The following is a 16,723-nucleotide window of genomic DNA, read 5'->3' on the forward strand; positions in this document are numbered from 1 at the left end:
CGCCGGAAGCCATAAACGACCGGGAGGGGAATGGAGAGTCATGGAACAAAAAAGTTGGCACAGGCTCAGCAGCGAGGAGCTGCTGAAAACATTCGCGGTGTCGCCGCAGCAGGGGCTTGGGCCGGAGGAGGCTGAAGCCAGACTTAAGGAGCACGGTCCCAATGAATTGTCGGAAGGTGAACGAATTTCTCCGCTTACGATTCTGCTCAATCAGTTCAAGGATTTCATGGTCCTTGTGCTCATGGGGGCGACGCTGGTGTCCGGGCTTCTCGGTGAATACCTGGATGCCATTACGATCGTCGCCATCATCGTGCTGAACGGCATACTGGGCTTCGTTCAGGAATTTCGGGCGGAGCGGTCGCTGAGGGCGCTCAAGCAATTGTCGGCGCCCTCGGCCAAAGCGTTGCGTAGCGGAAGTGTGGAGCACATCCCGGCCAGCCAGCTTGTGCCGGGCGACATCGTCCTGCTTGAGAGCGGAGACCGGGTGCCTGCCGACATCCGCTGGCTGGAATGCAGCGCGCTGACATGCGAGGAATCGGCGCTGACCGGAGAGTCGCTGCCGGTCTCGAAGCACGCTGACCCGATTCCTGCCGAAGAGGTGCCGGTCGGCGATCAGAAGAATATCGGCTTCATGGGCACGATGGTAACGCGCGGGACCGGGCGGGCCATTGTCGTCCGCACCGGCATGAACACGGAGATGGGCACAATCGCCGATCTCATCCAGAGCACCGACAGCCAGGAGACACCGCTTCAGCGCCGCCTGGAACAACTCGGTAAAATCCTGATTTATTTATCGCTGGCACTCACCGTCGTCGTTGTGCTTGCGGGCATTCTGCACGGCCAGCCAGCGGTCTCCATGTTCCTGGCGGGCGTCAGCCTGGCTGTGGCAGCGATCCCGGAAGGGCTGCCCGCCATCGTCACGATCGCTTTAGCCTTAGGCGTCCAGCGGATGATCAAGCGGAACGCGATCGTCCGGAAGCTGCCTTCGGTCGAGACACTGGGCTGCGCATCAGTTATCTGTTCCGACAAGACGGGCACGCTGACCCAGAACAAGATGACCGTAACCCGCGTCTGGAACGGCGGACGCGCGCTTGAGGTTACAGGCGAGGGATACGCTCCGACCGGAGCGGTGCTGGACAGGGGCAAGCCTGCGGATATGAAGCATGACCCCAGTCTCCGCCGGCTGCTGCAGATCGGCGCCTTATGCAATAACGCCGAGATCTACGAGACGGCTGCAACACAGGGGCCGGCCAAGAAGAAAGGGAAAGCCAAGGGCAAGGAGGAGCATCCGGAGACGGGTTCATCCGGAATCCGGGTCTGGGAGCTGAAGGGCGATCCGACAGAAGGCGCGCTTGTCACCTTGGCTGCTAAAATGGGACTGACAACTTCAACTTTGGCCGCCTCCTACACCCGGGATAAGGAATTTCCGTTCGATTCCGAGCGCAAGCTGATGTCCGTCATCGTCAGCCACGCGGGCGGGCGCACCATCTGCACGAAGGGAGCGCCGGATGTGCTGCTGAGCCGCTGCTCCTATATGCTGTGGGAGGGACAGGTCGTCCCCTGCACGCCTACGCTGCGGCAGAAGGCGCTCGACGCCAACGAAGCGATGGCTTCGGATGCGCTGCGCGTGCTCGGCCTGGCATACCGGGAACTGAGAACGGGAGAACAGCCGGATTCGGACAAGGAGGCCGAGAGCCAGCTGATCTTCGCGGGTCTGGCCGGGATGATCGACCCGCCGCGGCGGGAAGTCCGGGATGCCATCAGCGTTACCCGCCGGGCGGGGATCAAGACGGTGATGATTACCGGCGACCACGGCACCACCGCCGAAGCCATCGCCCATCAGCTGGGCATTCTTCAGCGCGGAGGCAAGGTGCTGACGGGCAGCCAGCTGACGCGGATGGACGACGACGCGCTCGACAAGGTCTCGGATGACGTCTCCGTCTATGCCCGCGTCTCGCCCGAGCACAAGCTGCGCATCGTGAAGTCGCTGCAGCGCAAGGGCCATGTCGTCGCGATGACCGGCGACGGAGTCAACGACGCGCCGGCCATCAAGGCAGCCGACATAGGAATCGCAATGGGCATCACGGGCACTGACGTGACCAAGGAGGCGTCGGCGCTCATTCTGGGCGATGACAATTTCTCCACGATCGTCGCGGCGATCGAGGAAGGGCGGAGTATTTACGAGAATATCCGCAAATTCATCCGGTACCTGCTCGCTTCGAATGTCGGGGAGATCCTGACCATGTTCTTCGCCATGTTGATCGGCCTTCCGCTGCCGCTGGTGCCGATCCAGATTCTATGGGTCAACCTTGTAACAGACGGCCTTCCCGCCATGGCGCTCGGGGTGGATCAGCCCGAGAAGGATCTTATGGAGCACAAACCCCGCGGCGCGAAAGAGAACATCTTCGCCCGCCGGCTCGGCTGGAAGATCGTCAGCCGCGGTCTATTGATCGGCCTGTGCACATTGGCAGCCTTCTGGCTGACGCTGCGCAGCGCGCCGAACGATCCGGCCCAACTCGTCCAGGCGCAGTCGGTTGCCTTCGCCACGCTGGTTATGGCCCAGCTGATCCATGTGTTCGACTGCCGGAGCTCCCGCTCCGTCTTCCACCGGAATCCGTTCCAGAACCGCGCCCTGGTGCTTGCCGTCCTGTCATCGGTCCTCCTGATGCTAGCCGTCATGTATATTCCGGCCTTGCAGCCTGTCTTCAAAACAGTACCGCTTGGGTTCCGGGACTGGGCGCTGACAATTGTCGCGGCCGGCATCCCGACCTTCGTAATGGGGGCCGGCAGCGTCTGGGGAGGCAAGCGGAGCCGCAAGCGCACCCGAAGCGGAGGAAGCGGCGGCGGATCGTCCATGCTGAAAAGTACAAAAATTTCGGCATAGAATCAATAGCTTTGTCCCGCTCCTTGGGTTATGCTTGTGGCATATTATTTTGAGGAGTGGACTCAGCAATGGAATTTACCAAGATGCACGGACTCGGCAACGATTTTATCGTCGTCTTCGGCGAGCAGAAGCTGCCGGACAATGCGGCCGAGCTTGCCATTAAACTCTGCAACCGGTTCTTCGGCATTGGAGCCGACGGACTTGTCTATATTCTCCCGTCGGACCGCGGCGATTTCATGATGCGGATCATCAACTCGGATGGCTCCGAAGCAGAGCAGTGCGGCAACGCCATCCGCTGCGTAGCTAAATACGTCTATGATCACGGACATGTAAATTCGGAGGAGATCGTCATTGTCACGATCGGAGCCGGAGAGCAGAAAGTGAAGCTGAAGGTCAAGGACGGAGCCGTTGAGACGGTCACCGTGGACATGGGCGAGCCCGTGCTGAACGGACCTCAAATTCCCGTTAATGTCGATGCCGAGCCTGTCGTAGGCCAGCAGATCGAAACTGACGGCCGCGAATTCACTTATACGGCCGTGTCGATGGGCAATCCGCACTGCGTCATTTATGTGGATGACGCCGTGTCCTTCGACCTGTTGACATGGGGGCCGAAGCTTGAAGTTCATTCGCTGTTTCCCCGCAAGGTGAACGTAGAATTCGCCACGGTCAAGGATCGCGGCCGGATCGATATGCGGGTATGGGAGCGGGGAGCGGGACCGACGCTGGCCTGCGGAACCGGCGCCTGCGCAACGCTCGTCTCCTCCGTGCTGAACGGAGCGACCGACCGGGCCGCATGGGTGAGTCTGAAAGGCGGCGACCTCTTCATTGAATGGAATGAGGATGACAATCATGTGTATATGACCGGACCGGCAGAGGCGGTATACACCGGAACGGTCGAAGTTTAATAGAACAGCTGCGATGGAAATAACAGCATGATTGGACTGTTATTAACCAAGGAAACGGGTGTCCCCTCGGAACGAGGAAGGGCACCCGTTTCTTGTTGTCTGTCCGCATAATGGAAGGAAGATCCGCAAATAATGGAAAGAGCCATTGTTTGAAGGAGCATGAATATGAAGAAATGGGGTTATTCCGGGTTCGGAAGGACAAGCAGCGGAGCCGGCGGTTCGCTGGAAAGATCGCATCCGGTTCGCATGATCTCTGCGGATTTGGAACAGACGCTCATCGCCATAATGAGTGAATTGGGAAACAGCGAAGATGTGAAAATCCGGCGGTTATCGGTCGGTATCCGTCCCGCTGTTGCCGTGGCGGTCGTTCGTCTGAGCACTCTTGCGGACAGCGTGACTATCAATGATTTCGTGATTGGCTCTCTTCTGAAATTCGACCGTATAATCCCGGAAGAATATGGGGAGAAGCCCGAAGGGCTTCAGAACATGATGCTCGAACGGATGCTTAAGTCGGGTGAAGCCACAGTCTAGGACGATTGGAACGATATGATCCTTGGTTTGCTGTCGGGGGATACGGCTGTGTTGCTGAACGGATGCGCCTCGTCGATCATATGCGATACCCGGTCCTCGGAAGGCCGGGCGATTGAAGGATTTTCTTCAAAATATCCGTATTTTACGCGGCTGCGCTTGTAGGCATTTCCGAGCTGTTCGGCCTGCCGTACCGTAAAATGGTATATCCGTCCGCTCTGATTATTTTATTCAGCTCAATGCTTGACGCACGCAGCTTCATCGAGCACTTGGATCAGGGGGAAAGGCTTCTGTATACGGTGTATCCAGTCTTCACAATTGGAATACCCATGCTTTTGATCGCGTCAAGCCTCATCAGAAATCATCGTTCCGCGTCGCGCGAGGGCTGATTGCCTCCAATCCAGGCATACAGATCCGGAATTAACAGGAACAGCAGCAAAAGCAATGTGGCCAATTTTTCTTCTAAGGTAGACAATAAATAGTTCAGGATATATGAAATGTTGCCAAGGCCGTAACCGAACAGCCAATCCTCAAAATAGAGATACGCAAGGCTGAGGCATCCCAGGACCACAATCGTCACGTATTTACGCAGCAGTTGTTTCCGTACTTTATGATTGCTGTTCATCCACGCTGCCCCTTTTCGCAAACGAAATCAAAGACCGGTAATTCATCTAGTATGACGCTCCTGACGCCGGAGCATTCGCGGAGCTGCCGATTTGCTTCAAATCCCCTTGGATCATCGCTTATCTTTCCTGCCGATTTATGTTACATTAGTATGAAACTAACGTCATGGGAGGAGCTGCTTTCGTGAAGCCGGATTTACGGACCGCCTGGGGCGCCAAAGTGCTGGTCGGCGATGGAGCGATGGGGACCTTTTTATATCAGAAGGGATTTCCGGTCGGAATATCATATGAAGAGTTGAATTTAACCTCGCCGGAGGTTATTGAAGAGGTGCACCGCAGCTATATCGAAGCGGGTGCGCAGCTGCTGGAGAGCAACACTTACTCGGCGAACTACGATAAACTGTCCAAGTTCGGTCTGGAATCTAAGGTAGAAGAGATTAACCGGGCAGGAATCCGGATTGCCCGTCAGGCGGCGGGGGCGAACGGCTATGTCGTCGGTGCCGTCGGCTCGATCCGGGCTGGCAAGCGGGCCAGTCTGTCCGCCTCGGAACTAAAACGCTATTTTAGCCAGCAGATCGGCGCTTTGCTTGAAGAGCAGGCAGACGGCATCATGCTGGAGACTTTCTACGATCTGGAGGAAATGCATCTGGCGCTGCGGACCGTACGCAAGCTGAGCACGGATATCCCGGTAATCTGCCAGTTCGCTGTTGACGAAACGGCAATGACGATGGACGGCTTGACGCTGCCTGAAGCGTTCCGGATTCTGGAGGAGGACGGCGCTGACGTTATCGGCTTCAACTGCCGGACAGGCCCATTCGGCATCAAGCGGGCGCTTCGCACGCTGCAGGACAGTCTGTCGCTTCCGGTCTCCGTATTTCCAAATGCAGGTTTGGCGGACTATGTGGACGGCCATTATAAATATGGAGCGTCTCCCGAATATTTCGGTCAGATGGCCGAGAGCTTCGCCGATATGGGCTGCCGGATCATCGGAGGCTGCTGCGGTACGACTCCCCAGCATATCGCCGAAATATCGGAAGCGCTGAAGGAATATTCACCGAAGCCGCTGCCGGAGCGCAAAGAGCGGAGCACGGTCAATGTCCGTATTCAGGAGAGCCTGGCCGAGCATGACGGGGACGGAGGACAGGAGCCAACGCTTGTCGATCTCGTCAAGGAACGCCATACGGTCATTGTCGAGCTTGATCCGCCGCGGGATCTCGATATCACGAAGTTTATGGCGGGCGCCGATGCGCTGCGCCGCGCTGGTGCCGATGCGCTGACGCTGGCGGACAACTCGCTGGCCGTAACGCGCATGAGCAATATGGCGCTCGGTTCGCTCGTGCAGCAGAAGACGGGCCTTCGGCCGCTGGTCCACATCGCCTGCCGCGACCGCAATCTGATCGGCACCCAGTCCCATCTGATGGGCTTTGATGCGCTGGGCATCGACCATGTCCTGGCGGTGACAGGTGACCCGGCGAGGTTCGGGGATTTGCCGGGCTCAAGCTCCGTGTACGATCTGACCTCCTTTGAAATCATCCGGATGATCAAGCAGTTGAACGACGGGGTCGCTTTTTCAGGCAAGCCGTTGAAGCATAAGGCCAAATTCGTAATCGGCACTGCGTTCAACCCCAACGTGAAGCATTTGGGCAAGGCGGTGGAGCGTCTCGAGAAGAAGCTGGCCTTCGGCGCCGATTATATTATGACCCAGCCGGTCTACGACAAGGCGCTTATCCATACGATAGCCGACGCGACAGCGCATCTTAACGTTCCGATCTTCCTCGGAATCATGCCGCTTGCAAGCGGCCGGAACGCCGAATACCTGCATAACGAAGTGCCGGGTATTCAATTGTCCGACGAGGTGCGTCTGCGGATGAGCGGGCTTGAAGGCGAAGCCGGCAGAGCCGAGGGTGTAGCGATTGCCAAAGAGCTGCTTGATGCGGCGATGGAACGATTCAACGGGATTTATCTGATGACGCCGTTCATGTTCTACGGAATGAGCGTGCAGCTGCTTGAACATGTGTGGGCCAAGACCGGACGCCAATTATCCCCCTTGTTTCGCTAGAGAGAATCATTTACAATAGTGTAACGGATGTGATGCCGATGTCATTTAGCATGACCGGATACGGCCAATCGTCCAGGCCATACGGCGGCGGCGAGATCAGGTTTGAGGTGAAGACAGTGAATCACCGGTATACTGAAATCTCCCTCCGGGTGCCGCGGGAATGGACGTATTTCGAAGACTCGCTGCGCAAGAAAGTTCAGGAATATGTAAGACGCGGACGGGTGGACGTCGCCATTATCAGGGAGCTGCCCGAAGAATCGGGGGGACCGGTGCTCAACCGGCGCACCGTCAGGGCGTATCTGGATGCGGCGGAGATCCTCGCGAAGGAATTTGACATCAGCGGCGAGCTGGATTTGCACGGCATCCTGTCTCTTCCCGGCGTGATGGATCATCAGGGTGAGCCGCCGGTTGAGCCGATGAGCAGCGAAGAGCTGGAGAAGCTGCTGACAGGAGGGCTTGAAGAGAGTCTGCGGGCTCTTAGCGAAATGCGCGCCCGGGAGGGAATCTACCTCGCTGGTGATATTACCGGCAAAGTGGAGGCGCTCGAGAAGCTGCAGCAGGAGATGAAAGGCCTCGCTCCTGCCTTGGTGACCGAGTACCTGGACAAGCTCCGTCAGCGTCTGGAACATCTTCGTGACGGCTCGTTCCCTTTCGACGATTACAAATTCGGAATGGAAGTGGCCATTTTTGCGGAACGCTCCAATATTGATGAAGAATTGACCCGTCTGCAGAGCCATTTTGAGCAGTGCCGGGCCCTTTTGCTGAGCGACGAGCCGATGGGACGGAAACTGGATTTTCTCATTCAGGAGATGAACCGGGAGACGAACACAATCGGCTCCAAATGCAGTCATTTGGCAATTGGGACCCGTGTGCTGGAGATGAAGGCGCTGCTCGAGAAAATTCGCGAGCAGGCTGCGAATCTTGAATAGGACGGGGCAACCGAAGATGTAACTTATGGGGGGAACAACCGGATCATGGCAATTAAACTCATCAATATAGGCTTTGGAAATATCGTCTCGGCCAATCGGATTATTTCCATTGTCAGCCCGGAGTCGGCACCGATCAAGCGGATTATCCAGGAAGCGAGAGACCGGCATATGCTGATCGATGCGACTTACGGGAGAAGAACCCGCGCCGTCATTATCACGGACAGTGACCATGTCATTCTATCGGCTGTCCAGCCGGAGACCGTAGCACACAGACTTTCCAGCAAAGACGACGATAATGACGAATAACAAGTAATGGAGTGTACTATGTCAAAAGGATTGCTGATCGTATTGTCCGGCCCTTCCGGAGTCGGTAAAGGAACGGTATGCACCGCACTGCGGCCCAGAATACCCGAGCTGATCTACTCCGTTTCGGCGACGACGCGGAGTCCCCGCGCGGGCGAACAGGATGGAGTCAACTATTTTTTCAAGAGTCAGGAGCAGTTCCGCGATATGATTGAACGCGACGAGCTGCTGGAGTATGCGGAGTACGTAGGCAACTACTACGGAACGCCGCGTGATTTTGTGGAGAAGACCTTGGCCAGCGGCAGGGATATCATCCTTGAGATCGAGGTTCAGGGCGCGCTGAAGGTGAAGGAGAAGTTCCCGGAAGGCATTTTTGTGTTCCTTCTGCCTCCTTCGATGGATGAGCTGAAGGACCGGATCCGCGGGCGCGGAACTGAGCATGACGATATCATCAACCACCGGATGACGGTCGCGGAGGATGAAATCAACCTGATGCGCCATTATGATTATGGCGTGGTCAACGATGAAATCGATCTGGCCTGCAAGCGAATAGAAAGCATTATTATTGCCGAACATTGTAAAATCAGATAGATTACCATGCCGCGATTTGCGGCGTCATTAAATATTGAAGAGGTGTACCTGTGCTATATCCATCCATTGACGAAATGATGAACAAGGTTGACAGCAAATACTCCCTGGTCGTCGCGGCTGCACGCCGGGCGAGACAGCTTCGCGAGGGCAGCAAGTCCGAGCTCAAATCGCCGCATTCCCACAAGTATGTGGGCGTCGCTCTTGAAGAAGTGTACAAGGATTATATCAGCGTATCTCCGGTAGAAGACAAACCAGCGGAATAACGGGTTACCTTACATTTTTCAAGCTACATTCTATTATGTCTGGCCCGGAAGGGCTGCATGTGACAACCGGAAGGTTGTCATTTTTTTCAAAATATAAGTTCTTTGCGTATGATTTGTTCATATATCACTCGGTCAACGCCGGGCGTGACAAGATCACCGTCAGACGTTAATCCTTGAGTTCCGATTTTATAGAGGCCCGTTTAGCTTAATCGAAGACTCCTGGAATGGCTCTCTCTATAAATATAGAAAGAACAAACCTTGTCCTCGCATTTGCGCTTTACGGCGCTCCTATGAAGGGGATACCGGGAACGGAGGGAAGCATATGTTAAAGGGAAAAACTATTATTCTAGGCATTACCGGAGGAATTGCGGCGTATAAGGCGGCTGCCCTGTGCAGCAAGCTTACCCAGAAAGGCGCCGAGGTTCATGTAATCATGACGGCGTCGGCGAAGCAGTTTATTACCGAGCTGACATTACAATCGCTGTCGAAGCAGCGGGTATACAGCGATACGTTTCAGGAACGCGATCCGTCCTCCATATCGCATATTGACCTCGCTGACGCAGCGGATCTGGTGCTGATTGCACCCGCAACCGCTAATATCATCGCCAAAATGGCACACGGAATCGCCGATGACATGCTCTCAACTGTTCTGCTGGCGGCTACTGCGCCCATTATGGTCGCTCCGGCGATGAACGTGCATATGTACCAGCATCCCGCCGTGCTTCACAATTTGAACATCCTGGCGGAACGGGGCGTACAATTCATCGAGCCGGGAGAAGGGCTGCTGGCCTGCGGCTATGTCGGAAAGGGCCGGATGGAAGAGCCGGAGACGATCGTTAGCGTCGTCGAAGCATTTTTCGAGCGGAAATCGGAAGCGAACCGCAAGCTTGGAGGCAAAAAAGTCGTAATTACCGCCGGAGGCACGGTGGAACGGATCGATCCGGTACGCTATATCTCCAACGATTCTTCGGGCAAAATGGGCTTCGCCCTGGCGCGTGCGGCCAAAGAAATGGGAGCGGAGGTTACGCTGATCGCAGCCCGGACCGACGAAGCGCCTCCAGGGGACATTCGAGTGGTCCGCGTTCAATCGGCCGACGACATGTATCAAGCCGTATCCGCCGAATGGGATGACTGTGACATACTGATCAAAGCGGCGGCCGTCGCCGACTACCGTCCGAGAGAAAGAGCCGAGACCAAGATCAAGAAAGCGGGCGATACGATGACGCTGGAGCTGGTCAAGACGGTGGATATTCTGGAATCGTTCGGACAGCGCAAAACGTCCCAGCTGCTTGTTGGCTTCGCTGCGGAGACAGGCAACGCCGAGATGTATGCCAGAGACAAGCTGGTACGCAAAAATCTCGATTTGATCGTTGCGAACGACGTCGGTCAGCCCGGAGCAGGCTTTGGCGTCGATACCAACATCGTTTCGATTTATGACCGGAGCGGACTGGTGGAAGAGCTTCCGCTGCTCTCCAAGGATGAAGTTGCGCGGCGAATTCTGAGCGCAGCCGGAGATCGTCTGAAAGAAGAAGGACGGTAATGGATATCGCCAAGGTGATTGTTGATGTTCCTGTCCGCAGCACCGACCGGCCTTTTGATTATTCCATCCCCGAGGACCTCAGAGTCTGGACCGAGGTCGGCAGCAGGGTAGCGGTTCCTTTCGGACATCGCACAGTTCAAGGCTTCGTTGTCTCCCTTGAATATGGCGATGTCCAGGCGGTTAAAGGGATTAAGCCCATTCAGGAAGTACTGGATCTCGTCCCGCCGCTGTCTCCGGAGCTTGTGGAGCTGGCGGACTGGATGAGCGAGCGATATGCCTGCAGGCGGATTTCAGCGCTGCAGGCGATGCTGCCGACGGCGCTGAAGGGCAAAGCCGAACGGCTTATTTCGCTTGGCGAGGAGCCGGACTCAGCGCCTCAAGGGGACACGCTGTTCCCCGATGAGGAGTTCTTTCCGGTGTTCCCGGGAATGGACCGGGTGGAACGGGCAATTATCGAGTTCGTCCGGCGAGGCGGCGAGGTGACGATGAAACAGCTGACCCGGGCGTTCCCGGATGAAGCGGAGACGATCAAGTTCATGCTTCGTCGCGGCAATCTGCAGGAGGTCCAGTTCATCAAGGATAAGATGGGCAAAAAGAAGCTGAAGGCGGTGGACCTCGCCATGGAGCCGGAGACCGCTCGCGAAGCCTTGAACAGCATGTCTGCCCGGTCGGCAAGGCAGAAGGAAGTGCTCTCTTTCCTGATCGATATGGAAGCTGTGCTTCCCATGCCGCTGAAGGATGTGCTGGCTGCCTTGCAGGTTGCGGCCGGCACCGTCAAGGGGCTGGAGGACAAAGGGCTTATCGAGATTACGGAGGTCGAGGTATACCGGGACCCTTACCGGGGCCGCGATTTCAAGCCAAGCGAGCCGCTTCCGCTGACCGCTGAGCAGTCGGCGGTCTACGGCGCCGTCTCGCGGGCTGTAGATGAACAGCGGCATGAGGTTTTTCTGCTGCATGGAGTTACTGGCAGCGGAAAGACGGAGATTTATCTGCAGACGATCCGCCGCTGCATCGACCAGGGCAGGCAAGCTGTTGTGCTGGTCCCGGAAATTTCACTGACCCCTCAGATGGTGGAGCGGTTCAAAGGCCGCTTCGGCAGCGGAGTGGCGGTGATGCACAGCCGTCTGTCATCCGGCGAGCGTTATGACGAGTGGCGCAAAATCCGGGAAGGCAAGGCAATGGTCGCAGTCGGCGCGCGTTCGGCGATATTCGCGCCGTTCACCAACCTCGGCCTGATTATAATGGACGAGGAACATGAGACGTCGTACAAGCAGGAAGAGAATCCGCGATATCATGCACGGGACGTAGCGGTACGGAGGGCTTCCCGGTGTGACGCCGTTGTCATCCTTGGCTCCGCTACACCGTCGCTTGAGAGCTACTATGCGGCGCGTTCGCAGAGCGATGAGAGCTTCGCGCCGGGCCTGCTGGAAATGCCGAGCCGCGCATTGGGCAATGAGCTGCCGGCTGTTGAAATCGTGGACATGCGCGAAGAGCTGAAGGAGGGCAATCGTTCCATGTTCAGCCGGAAGCTGCATGCCGCGCTTCAGGAACGGCTGGACCGCGGAGAACAGACGGTGCTTCTGCTGAACCGCCGGGGCTTCTCGACCTTTGTCATGTGCCGCAGCTGCGGTTATGTCGCCGGGTGTCCCGAATGCGATATTTCACTGACCTATCATGCGCGCAGCAGCAACCTGCGCTGCCATTACTGCGGGCATGCGGAGCCTTCGCCGGATACTTGTCCGGAGTGCGGAAGCGAGCATATCCGGTTCTTCGGAACCGGGACACAGCGGGTGGAGGAAGAACTCGGCAAGCTGTTTCCCGGTATGCGGGTGATCCGGATGGACGTCGATACGACGACGGAGAAGGGCTCTCACGAGAAGCTGCTGGGCCAGTTCCGGGATAAAAAAGCCGATGTGCTGCTCGGCACGCAGATGGTCGCGAAGGGACTGGATTTCCCCGATGTGACGCTGGTTGGCGTTATCACCGCTGATTCGGCGCTCAACCTGCCCGATTTCCGGGCGGCGGAGAAGACATTCCAGCTGCTGACGCAGGTTGCCGGACGCGCAGGAAGACATACGCTGCCAGGCGAGGTGCTGATCCAGTCGTATACGCCGGATCATTATTCCATCATTCATGCCGGCAAGCATGATTATCATTCATTTGTCAGGGAAGAACTGAAGCACCGTAAAGCACTTCATTATCCGCCGTACTGCCGTTTGATTCTGGTGACGCTCTCTCATGAGCAAATGCCGATCGCGCTGCGCATGGCGGAGAACTTCGCCAAGACGATCGAGGGAAAGGCGCGCCAGCGGAGATGGTTCGGCAGCATGGACAAGCTGACGGCCGACGGACTGGATCTGCTCGGGCCGGTCGCTTCTCCGCTTCCTCGGCTCAAGGGAAGGTATCGGTTCCAGTGCATGGTCAAATGGCGCGGCGAAATCGATGCGATCGGCCTAGTCCGGGAAGTGGCGGAGGAGCTGGAGGATTCGCTGCGTGATCCCGTGCTTCAGATTAGTATAGATGTAGACCCCCAAATGCTGATGTAACGCAAAGATGGCCCGCACGCATATTGCGGCATTTTGCGAACGACAGAACGGGTATGGCAAGAGATGGCGCAAAATGCGGTCAGATAACAGAGAACAGGAAGGTGTGGACCATGGCAATTCGATTAATCGTTAAAGAGCCTGATGAAGTCCTTCATAAAACGGCGAAGCCGGTGACGAAAATTACCCCCAACGTCCAGAAGCTGCTGGATGATATGGCGGATACGATGTATGACGCAGAGGGCGTCGGACTGGCCGCTCCGCAGGTCGGAATCCTGAAACGGCTGATCGTGGTGGACGCCGACGAGGAGCATGGACTGATCAAGTTAATCAATCCCGAGATCATCCACTCCGAAGGTGAACAGCTCGGACCGGAAGGCTGCCTCAGCATTCCCGGCCTTAACGGCGACGTGCGCCGCGCGGAGACAGTTACCGTGCGCGGACTTGACCGCGAAGGCAACGAGGTTGAGATCACGGGCAGCGGCTTGCTGGCGCGGGCGTTCCAGCATGAGATCGATCATCTGAACGGCGTGCTGTTCACGGATGTCGCGGAGAAGGTCTACGATATCACCGCTGAACGGAGCGGAACCGAGGAGTGAGCTAGTCATGAAAATCGTATTCATGGGCACGCCGCAGTTCGCGGTGCCCTGCCTGCGCATGCTGGTGGAGGAAGGCTTCGAGGTGGCGGCGGTCGTCACCCAGCCGGACCGGCCGCAGGGGAGAAAGAAAGTTTTGACGCCTTCGCCGGTCAAGGCGGCGGCTCTGGAGCTGGGACTGCCTGTACTTCAGCCTGAACGCATGCGCAGACCGGAGGCGGTGGCGGAACTGGCGGCCTATGAGCCGGAGCTGATCGTTACCGCTGCCTACGGCCAAATACTGCCGAAGGCCGTGCTGGACCTGCCGGCCAGGGGCTGTGTGAACGTTCATGGCTCGCTGCTGCCGAAATACCGGGGCGGTGCCCCGATCCAGCGTAGCATTATCGATGGCGAGAAGGTAACGGGCATAACGCTGATGTACATGGCGGAAGGAATCGATACCGGCGACATGATCGCCAAGATTGAGGTGCCTATCGAAGACGATGATACATCTGGAACGATGTTCGAGAAGCTGAGCCTCGCGGGAAGGGATCTGCTGAAGGAATGGATGCCGCGTCTCGTGAAAGGTCCGGTAGCGGCCGAGAAGCAGGATGACAGCCTTGCCATCTATGCGCCGAATTTGTCCCGCGACGATGAGAAGATCGACTGGAACGCGGGATCGCGGGAAATCTATAACCGCATTCGCGGGCTGGTTCCCTACTCCGGCGGCTTCACCCTGTGGAACGGAGAGACCTTCAAAGTGTGGCAGGCCGCTAATCCCGATGATCAGGCGTTGTCTGGCAGCATTCTCGTCGAAGAAGGTTCGGGCGAAGCGGAGACGGTGCCGGGCACGGTACTGTCGGCTGGACCGAAGGGCATTGAAGTGAAGACCGGCGACGGAAGTCTGCTGCTGCTTCAGGTTCAGCCTGCGGGCAAGAAAGCGATGAGCGCCGGCGACTTCGCCCGCGGCGGTCTGATGAAGTCCGGCACGGTGCTGGAATGACCGGGCTCAGGGAAGACCGGCCGGGTGCGTGCCGCGTCACAGTGCGGAGGCTAGCACACGATTCCGGCGGAGACCGTTCTCAGGACCGGTCCGGCCGAAAGGCTGGTCACCCGCATGGCGGCCGGAGCCAGGCTAGCGGCAAGAGTCAGGCAAACGGCAAGACCCATGCAAGCGGCAAGACCCATGCAAGCGGTAAAAGCCAGGCTGGCGGCAAGAGTCAGGCAAGCGGCAAGAGCCAGGCAAGCGGCAAGAACCATGCAAGCGGTAAAAGCCAGGCTGGCGGCAAGAGCCAGGCAAGCGGCAAGAGTCAGGCAATCAGCCAGAGCCAGGCGAGCAGCCAGGGCAAGGCAGGCGGCGGTCAAGGCGGGGGCCGGAGTGGCAGCCGCAAGGGCGGTCAGGTACGGCCGGCTGCGGCATCCGGCGCAGCGTCCGCGAGATCCGGCGGCGGAGCCAGCGCCGGCGCTCGGACTGCAGCCCGCAGTGGAGGCAATCCGTCCGCAGGCATCAAGCCGGCCGGAGCGGGCAGACCCCGCGCAACGGCCAGGGAGACAGCGCTGGACGTGCTGCTCCGGGTGGAGCAGGAAGGCGCGTACAGCAATTTGCAGCTGAACAGCAGCCTGCAGAAGGCGGGATTAAGCCGCGAGGATGCGGGGCTTGCGACAGAGCTTGTCTACGGCACCCTGTCCCGGCTGAATACACTGGATTTCATGCTGGACCAGTTCGTCAGCAAAGGCGTCGCCAAGCTTCAGCCCTGGGTACGCTGTCTGCTTCGCATGAGTCTGTACCAGATCGTCTATCTGGACCGGATTCCTTCTCATGCCGCCGTCAACGAGGCTGTTAACTTGGCGAAGAAGCGCGGTCACCAGGGCATCTCCGGCATGGTGAACGGTGTGCTCCGCAGCGCACTGCGCACCGGCGAGCTGCCGGCGCTTCCATCCGGGCTGGACGAAGCGGAACGGATTTCACTTGAGCATTCCCACCCCTTGTGGCTGGTGAAGGAATGGATCGGGCGCTTCGGCGCGGAGACCGCCGAAGCAATCTGCAGGGCGGACAACGAGCCGCCGGCGGTCAGCGTGCGCGTCAACACGACGATGACGGCACGGGACAAGCTGCTCCTGGAGATGCGGGAGCAGGGGCTTGACGCATTTCCTTCGCAGCTGAGCCCCTTCGGTATTGTCGTCCGGGGTGGCGGCAATCTGGCGCTTAGCGACTGGTACCGGGACGGCGTCCTCTCGATTCAGGACGAAAGCTCTATGCTGGTGGCGGAGGCGCTGTCGCCGGAGCCGGGCATGAAGGTGCTGGACTGCTGCTCGGCGCCGGGCGGCAAGACATCTCATATTGCGGAGCTGATGGAAGACCAGGGCAGCATAGTTGCCTGCGACCTGTATCCGCACAAGGCGGAGCTTGTGGCGCAGCAGGCAGAGCGGCTTGGACTCGGGTCGATCGAGACCATTGCTATAGATGCCTTGGAGCTTCCACAGCGGTATCCGGCCATGAGCTTTGACCGGATTCTGCTGGACGCTCCATGCACGGGGCTTGGTGTGATTCGGCGAAAACCCGATCTGAAATGGAGCAAGACACCGGGAGACAGAATCGAAATCAGCCGTCTCCAGCGGAGACTGCTGAACGGCGCTGCGGAACTACTGAAGCCGGGCGGAATTCTCGTATACAGCACCTGTACAATCGGGAGCGCCGAGAACGAGGAGAACGTGAAGGACTTTCTGTCCAGCCATCCCGAATTCGTAAGTTCGGATCAAGATTCCCCGCTGGCTGAGCGGCTTGGCTCACTCTTGTCAGCCGATCAGCCGGGCATGCAAATTCTGCCCCAGCAATTCGGAAGCGACGGCTTCTATATCGCCGTACTCAGGCGTTTAAGCTAGCTGAATGTTCCCGCGAGGTGGGAAACCGCCGAGCGGGTTTTTGTGTGCGCCATGAGGGAGGTCATCTTGCGGTTTACAGACTCAGCCCGAGGCGGCA

14 protein-coding genes are annotated in these 16,723 nt (G+C 57.9%); 13 read left to right on the forward strand and 1 reads right to left on the reverse strand.

The window, feature by feature from the left end:
- Positions 1-40 precede the first annotated feature (40 nt).
- The 3 genes from PSTEL_RS11800 (at position 41) to PSTEL_RS11810 (ending at position 4,320) form a co-directional block, all read left to right on the forward strand.
- Positions 41-2,884, forward strand: a complete 2,844-nt coding sequence (locus PSTEL_RS11800) for a calcium-translocating P-type ATPase, SERCA-type (RefSeq protein ID WP_038695521.1) — start codon at positions 41-43, stop codon at positions 2,882-2,884.
- Positions 2,885-2,952: 68 nt separating this feature from the next.
- Complete coding sequence (gene dapF, locus PSTEL_RS11805; protein ID WP_038695523.1) at positions 2,953-3,789, forward strand: diaminopimelate epimerase; 837 nt, start codon at positions 2,953-2,955, stop codon at positions 3,787-3,789.
- A 165-nt stretch (positions 3,790-3,954) separates the two neighbouring features.
- The gene (locus tag PSTEL_RS11810) at positions 3,955-4,320 is read left to right on the forward strand and encodes a hypothetical protein (protein ID WP_038695525.1); all 366 of its coding nucleotides are present in this window, start codon (positions 3,955-3,957) and stop codon (positions 4,318-4,320) included.
- Between the two features lie 358 nt (positions 4,321-4,678).
- On the opposite strand, the gene PSTEL_RS11815 is transcribed toward PSTEL_RS11810, so the two are convergent.
- The gene (locus tag PSTEL_RS11815) at positions 4,679-4,942 is read right to left on the reverse strand and encodes a hypothetical protein (protein ID WP_038695527.1); all 264 of its coding nucleotides are present in this window, start codon (positions 4,940-4,942) and stop codon (positions 4,679-4,681) included.
- A gap of 182 nt (positions 4,943-5,124) precedes the next feature.
- On the opposite strand from PSTEL_RS11815, the gene PSTEL_RS11820 reads away from it, so the two are divergent.
- From PSTEL_RS11820 to rsmB, 10 genes are all read left to right on the forward strand, one after another.
- A complete protein-coding gene (locus PSTEL_RS11820) occupies positions 5,125-6,999 on the forward strand; it encodes a bifunctional homocysteine S-methyltransferase/methylenetetrahydrofolate reductase (RefSeq protein WP_038695530.1) in 1,875 nt (624 codons plus the stop codon).
- A 38-nt stretch (positions 7,000-7,037) separates the two neighbouring features.
- Positions 7,038-7,928: a YicC/YloC family endoribonuclease gene (locus tag PSTEL_RS11825; protein WP_038695532.1), complete on the forward strand. Its 891-nt coding sequence runs from the start codon at positions 7,038-7,040 to the stop codon at positions 7,926-7,928.
- Between the two features lie 45 nt (positions 7,929-7,973).
- Positions 7,974-8,234, forward strand: coding sequence for an extracellular matrix/biofilm regulator RemA (gene remA, locus PSTEL_RS11830; RefSeq protein WP_006209218.1), 261 nt, complete (start codon positions 7,974-7,976; stop codon positions 8,232-8,234).
- An 18-nt stretch (positions 8,235-8,252) separates the two neighbouring features.
- Entirely contained in the window at positions 8,253-8,822 is a 570-nt protein-coding gene (gene gmk, locus PSTEL_RS11835) for a guanylate kinase (protein ID WP_038695535.1), read from the forward strand.
- 50 nt (positions 8,823-8,872) lie between these two features.
- Positions 8,873-9,085 (forward strand): DNA-directed RNA polymerase subunit omega, encoded by a 213-nt coding sequence (gene rpoZ / locus PSTEL_RS11840; protein ID WP_038695537.1) that lies wholly within the window; start codon positions 8,873-8,875, stop codon positions 9,083-9,085.
- Positions 9,086-9,407: 322 nt separating this feature from the next.
- Positions 9,408-10,625 (forward strand): bifunctional phosphopantothenoylcysteine decarboxylase/phosphopantothenate--cysteine ligase CoaBC, encoded by a 1,218-nt coding sequence (gene coaBC, locus PSTEL_RS11845; RefSeq protein ID WP_038695539.1) that lies wholly within the window; start codon positions 9,408-9,410, stop codon positions 10,623-10,625.
- Positions 10,625-13,171, forward strand: a complete 2,547-nt coding sequence (gene priA / locus PSTEL_RS11850) for a primosomal protein N' (protein ID WP_038695541.1) — start codon at positions 10,625-10,627, stop codon at positions 13,169-13,171. The genes coaBC and priA overlap by 1 nt, the downstream gene beginning before the upstream one ends.
- Before the next feature lie 110 nt (positions 13,172-13,281).
- Complete coding sequence (gene def / locus PSTEL_RS11855) at positions 13,282-13,767, forward strand: peptide deformylase (RefSeq protein ID WP_038695543.1); 486 nt, start codon at positions 13,282-13,284, stop codon at positions 13,765-13,767.
- Between the two features lie 7 nt (positions 13,768-13,774).
- Positions 13,775-14,746 carry a methionyl-tRNA formyltransferase gene (gene fmt / locus PSTEL_RS11860; RefSeq protein ID WP_038695545.1) on the forward strand — a complete coding sequence of 324 codons (972 nt, stop codon included), beginning with the start codon at positions 13,775-13,777 and terminating at the stop codon, positions 14,744-14,746.
- A 503-nt stretch (positions 14,747-15,249) separates the two neighbouring features.
- Positions 15,250-16,626, forward strand: a complete 1,377-nt coding sequence (gene rsmB, locus PSTEL_RS11865) for a 16S rRNA (cytosine(967)-C(5))-methyltransferase RsmB (protein ID WP_245625190.1) — start codon at positions 15,250-15,252, stop codon at positions 16,624-16,626.
- Positions 16,627-16,723 lie beyond the last annotated feature (97 nt).

Origin of the sequence: Paenibacillus stellifer (assembly GCF_000758685.1) — a bacterium.
GTDB lineage: Bacteria > Bacillota > Bacilli > Paenibacillales > Paenibacillaceae > Paenibacillus_AQ > Paenibacillus_AQ stellifer.

Bases quoted from the DNA above. Each gene is read 5' to 3' on its own strand.
- PSTEL_RS11800 (WP_038695521.1), top strand. From the start codon at position 41: ATGGAACAAAAAAGTTGGCACAGGCTCAGCAGCGAGGAGCTGCTGAAA.
- dapF (WP_038695523.1), top strand. From the start codon at position 2,953: ATGGAATTTACCAAGATGCACGGACTCGGCAACGATTTTATCGTCGTC.
- PSTEL_RS11810 (WP_038695525.1), top strand. From the start codon at position 3,955: ATGAAGAAATGGGGTTATTCCGGGTTCGGAAGGACAAGCAGCGGAGCC.
- PSTEL_RS11815 (WP_038695527.1), bottom strand. From the start codon at position 4,942: ATGAACAGCAATCATAAAGTACGGAAACAACTGCTGCGTAAATACGTG.
- PSTEL_RS11825 (WP_038695532.1), top strand. From the start codon at position 7,038: ATGTCATTTAGCATGACCGGATACGGCCAATCGTCCAGGCCATACGGC.
- remA (WP_006209218.1), top strand. From the start codon at position 7,974: ATGGCAATTAAACTCATCAATATAGGCTTTGGAAATATCGTCTCGGCC.
- gmk (WP_038695535.1), top strand. From the start codon at position 8,253: ATGTCAAAAGGATTGCTGATCGTATTGTCCGGCCCTTCCGGAGTCGGT.
- coaBC (WP_038695539.1), top strand. From the start codon at position 9,408: ATGTTAAAGGGAAAAACTATTATTCTAGGCATTACCGGAGGAATTGCG.
- priA (WP_038695541.1), top strand. From the start codon at position 10,625: ATGGATATCGCCAAGGTGATTGTTGATGTTCCTGTCCGCAGCACCGAC.
- def (WP_038695543.1), top strand. From the start codon at position 13,282: ATGGCAATTCGATTAATCGTTAAAGAGCCTGATGAAGTCCTTCATAAA.
- fmt (WP_038695545.1), top strand. From the start codon at position 13,775: ATGAAAATCGTATTCATGGGCACGCCGCAGTTCGCGGTGCCCTGCCTG.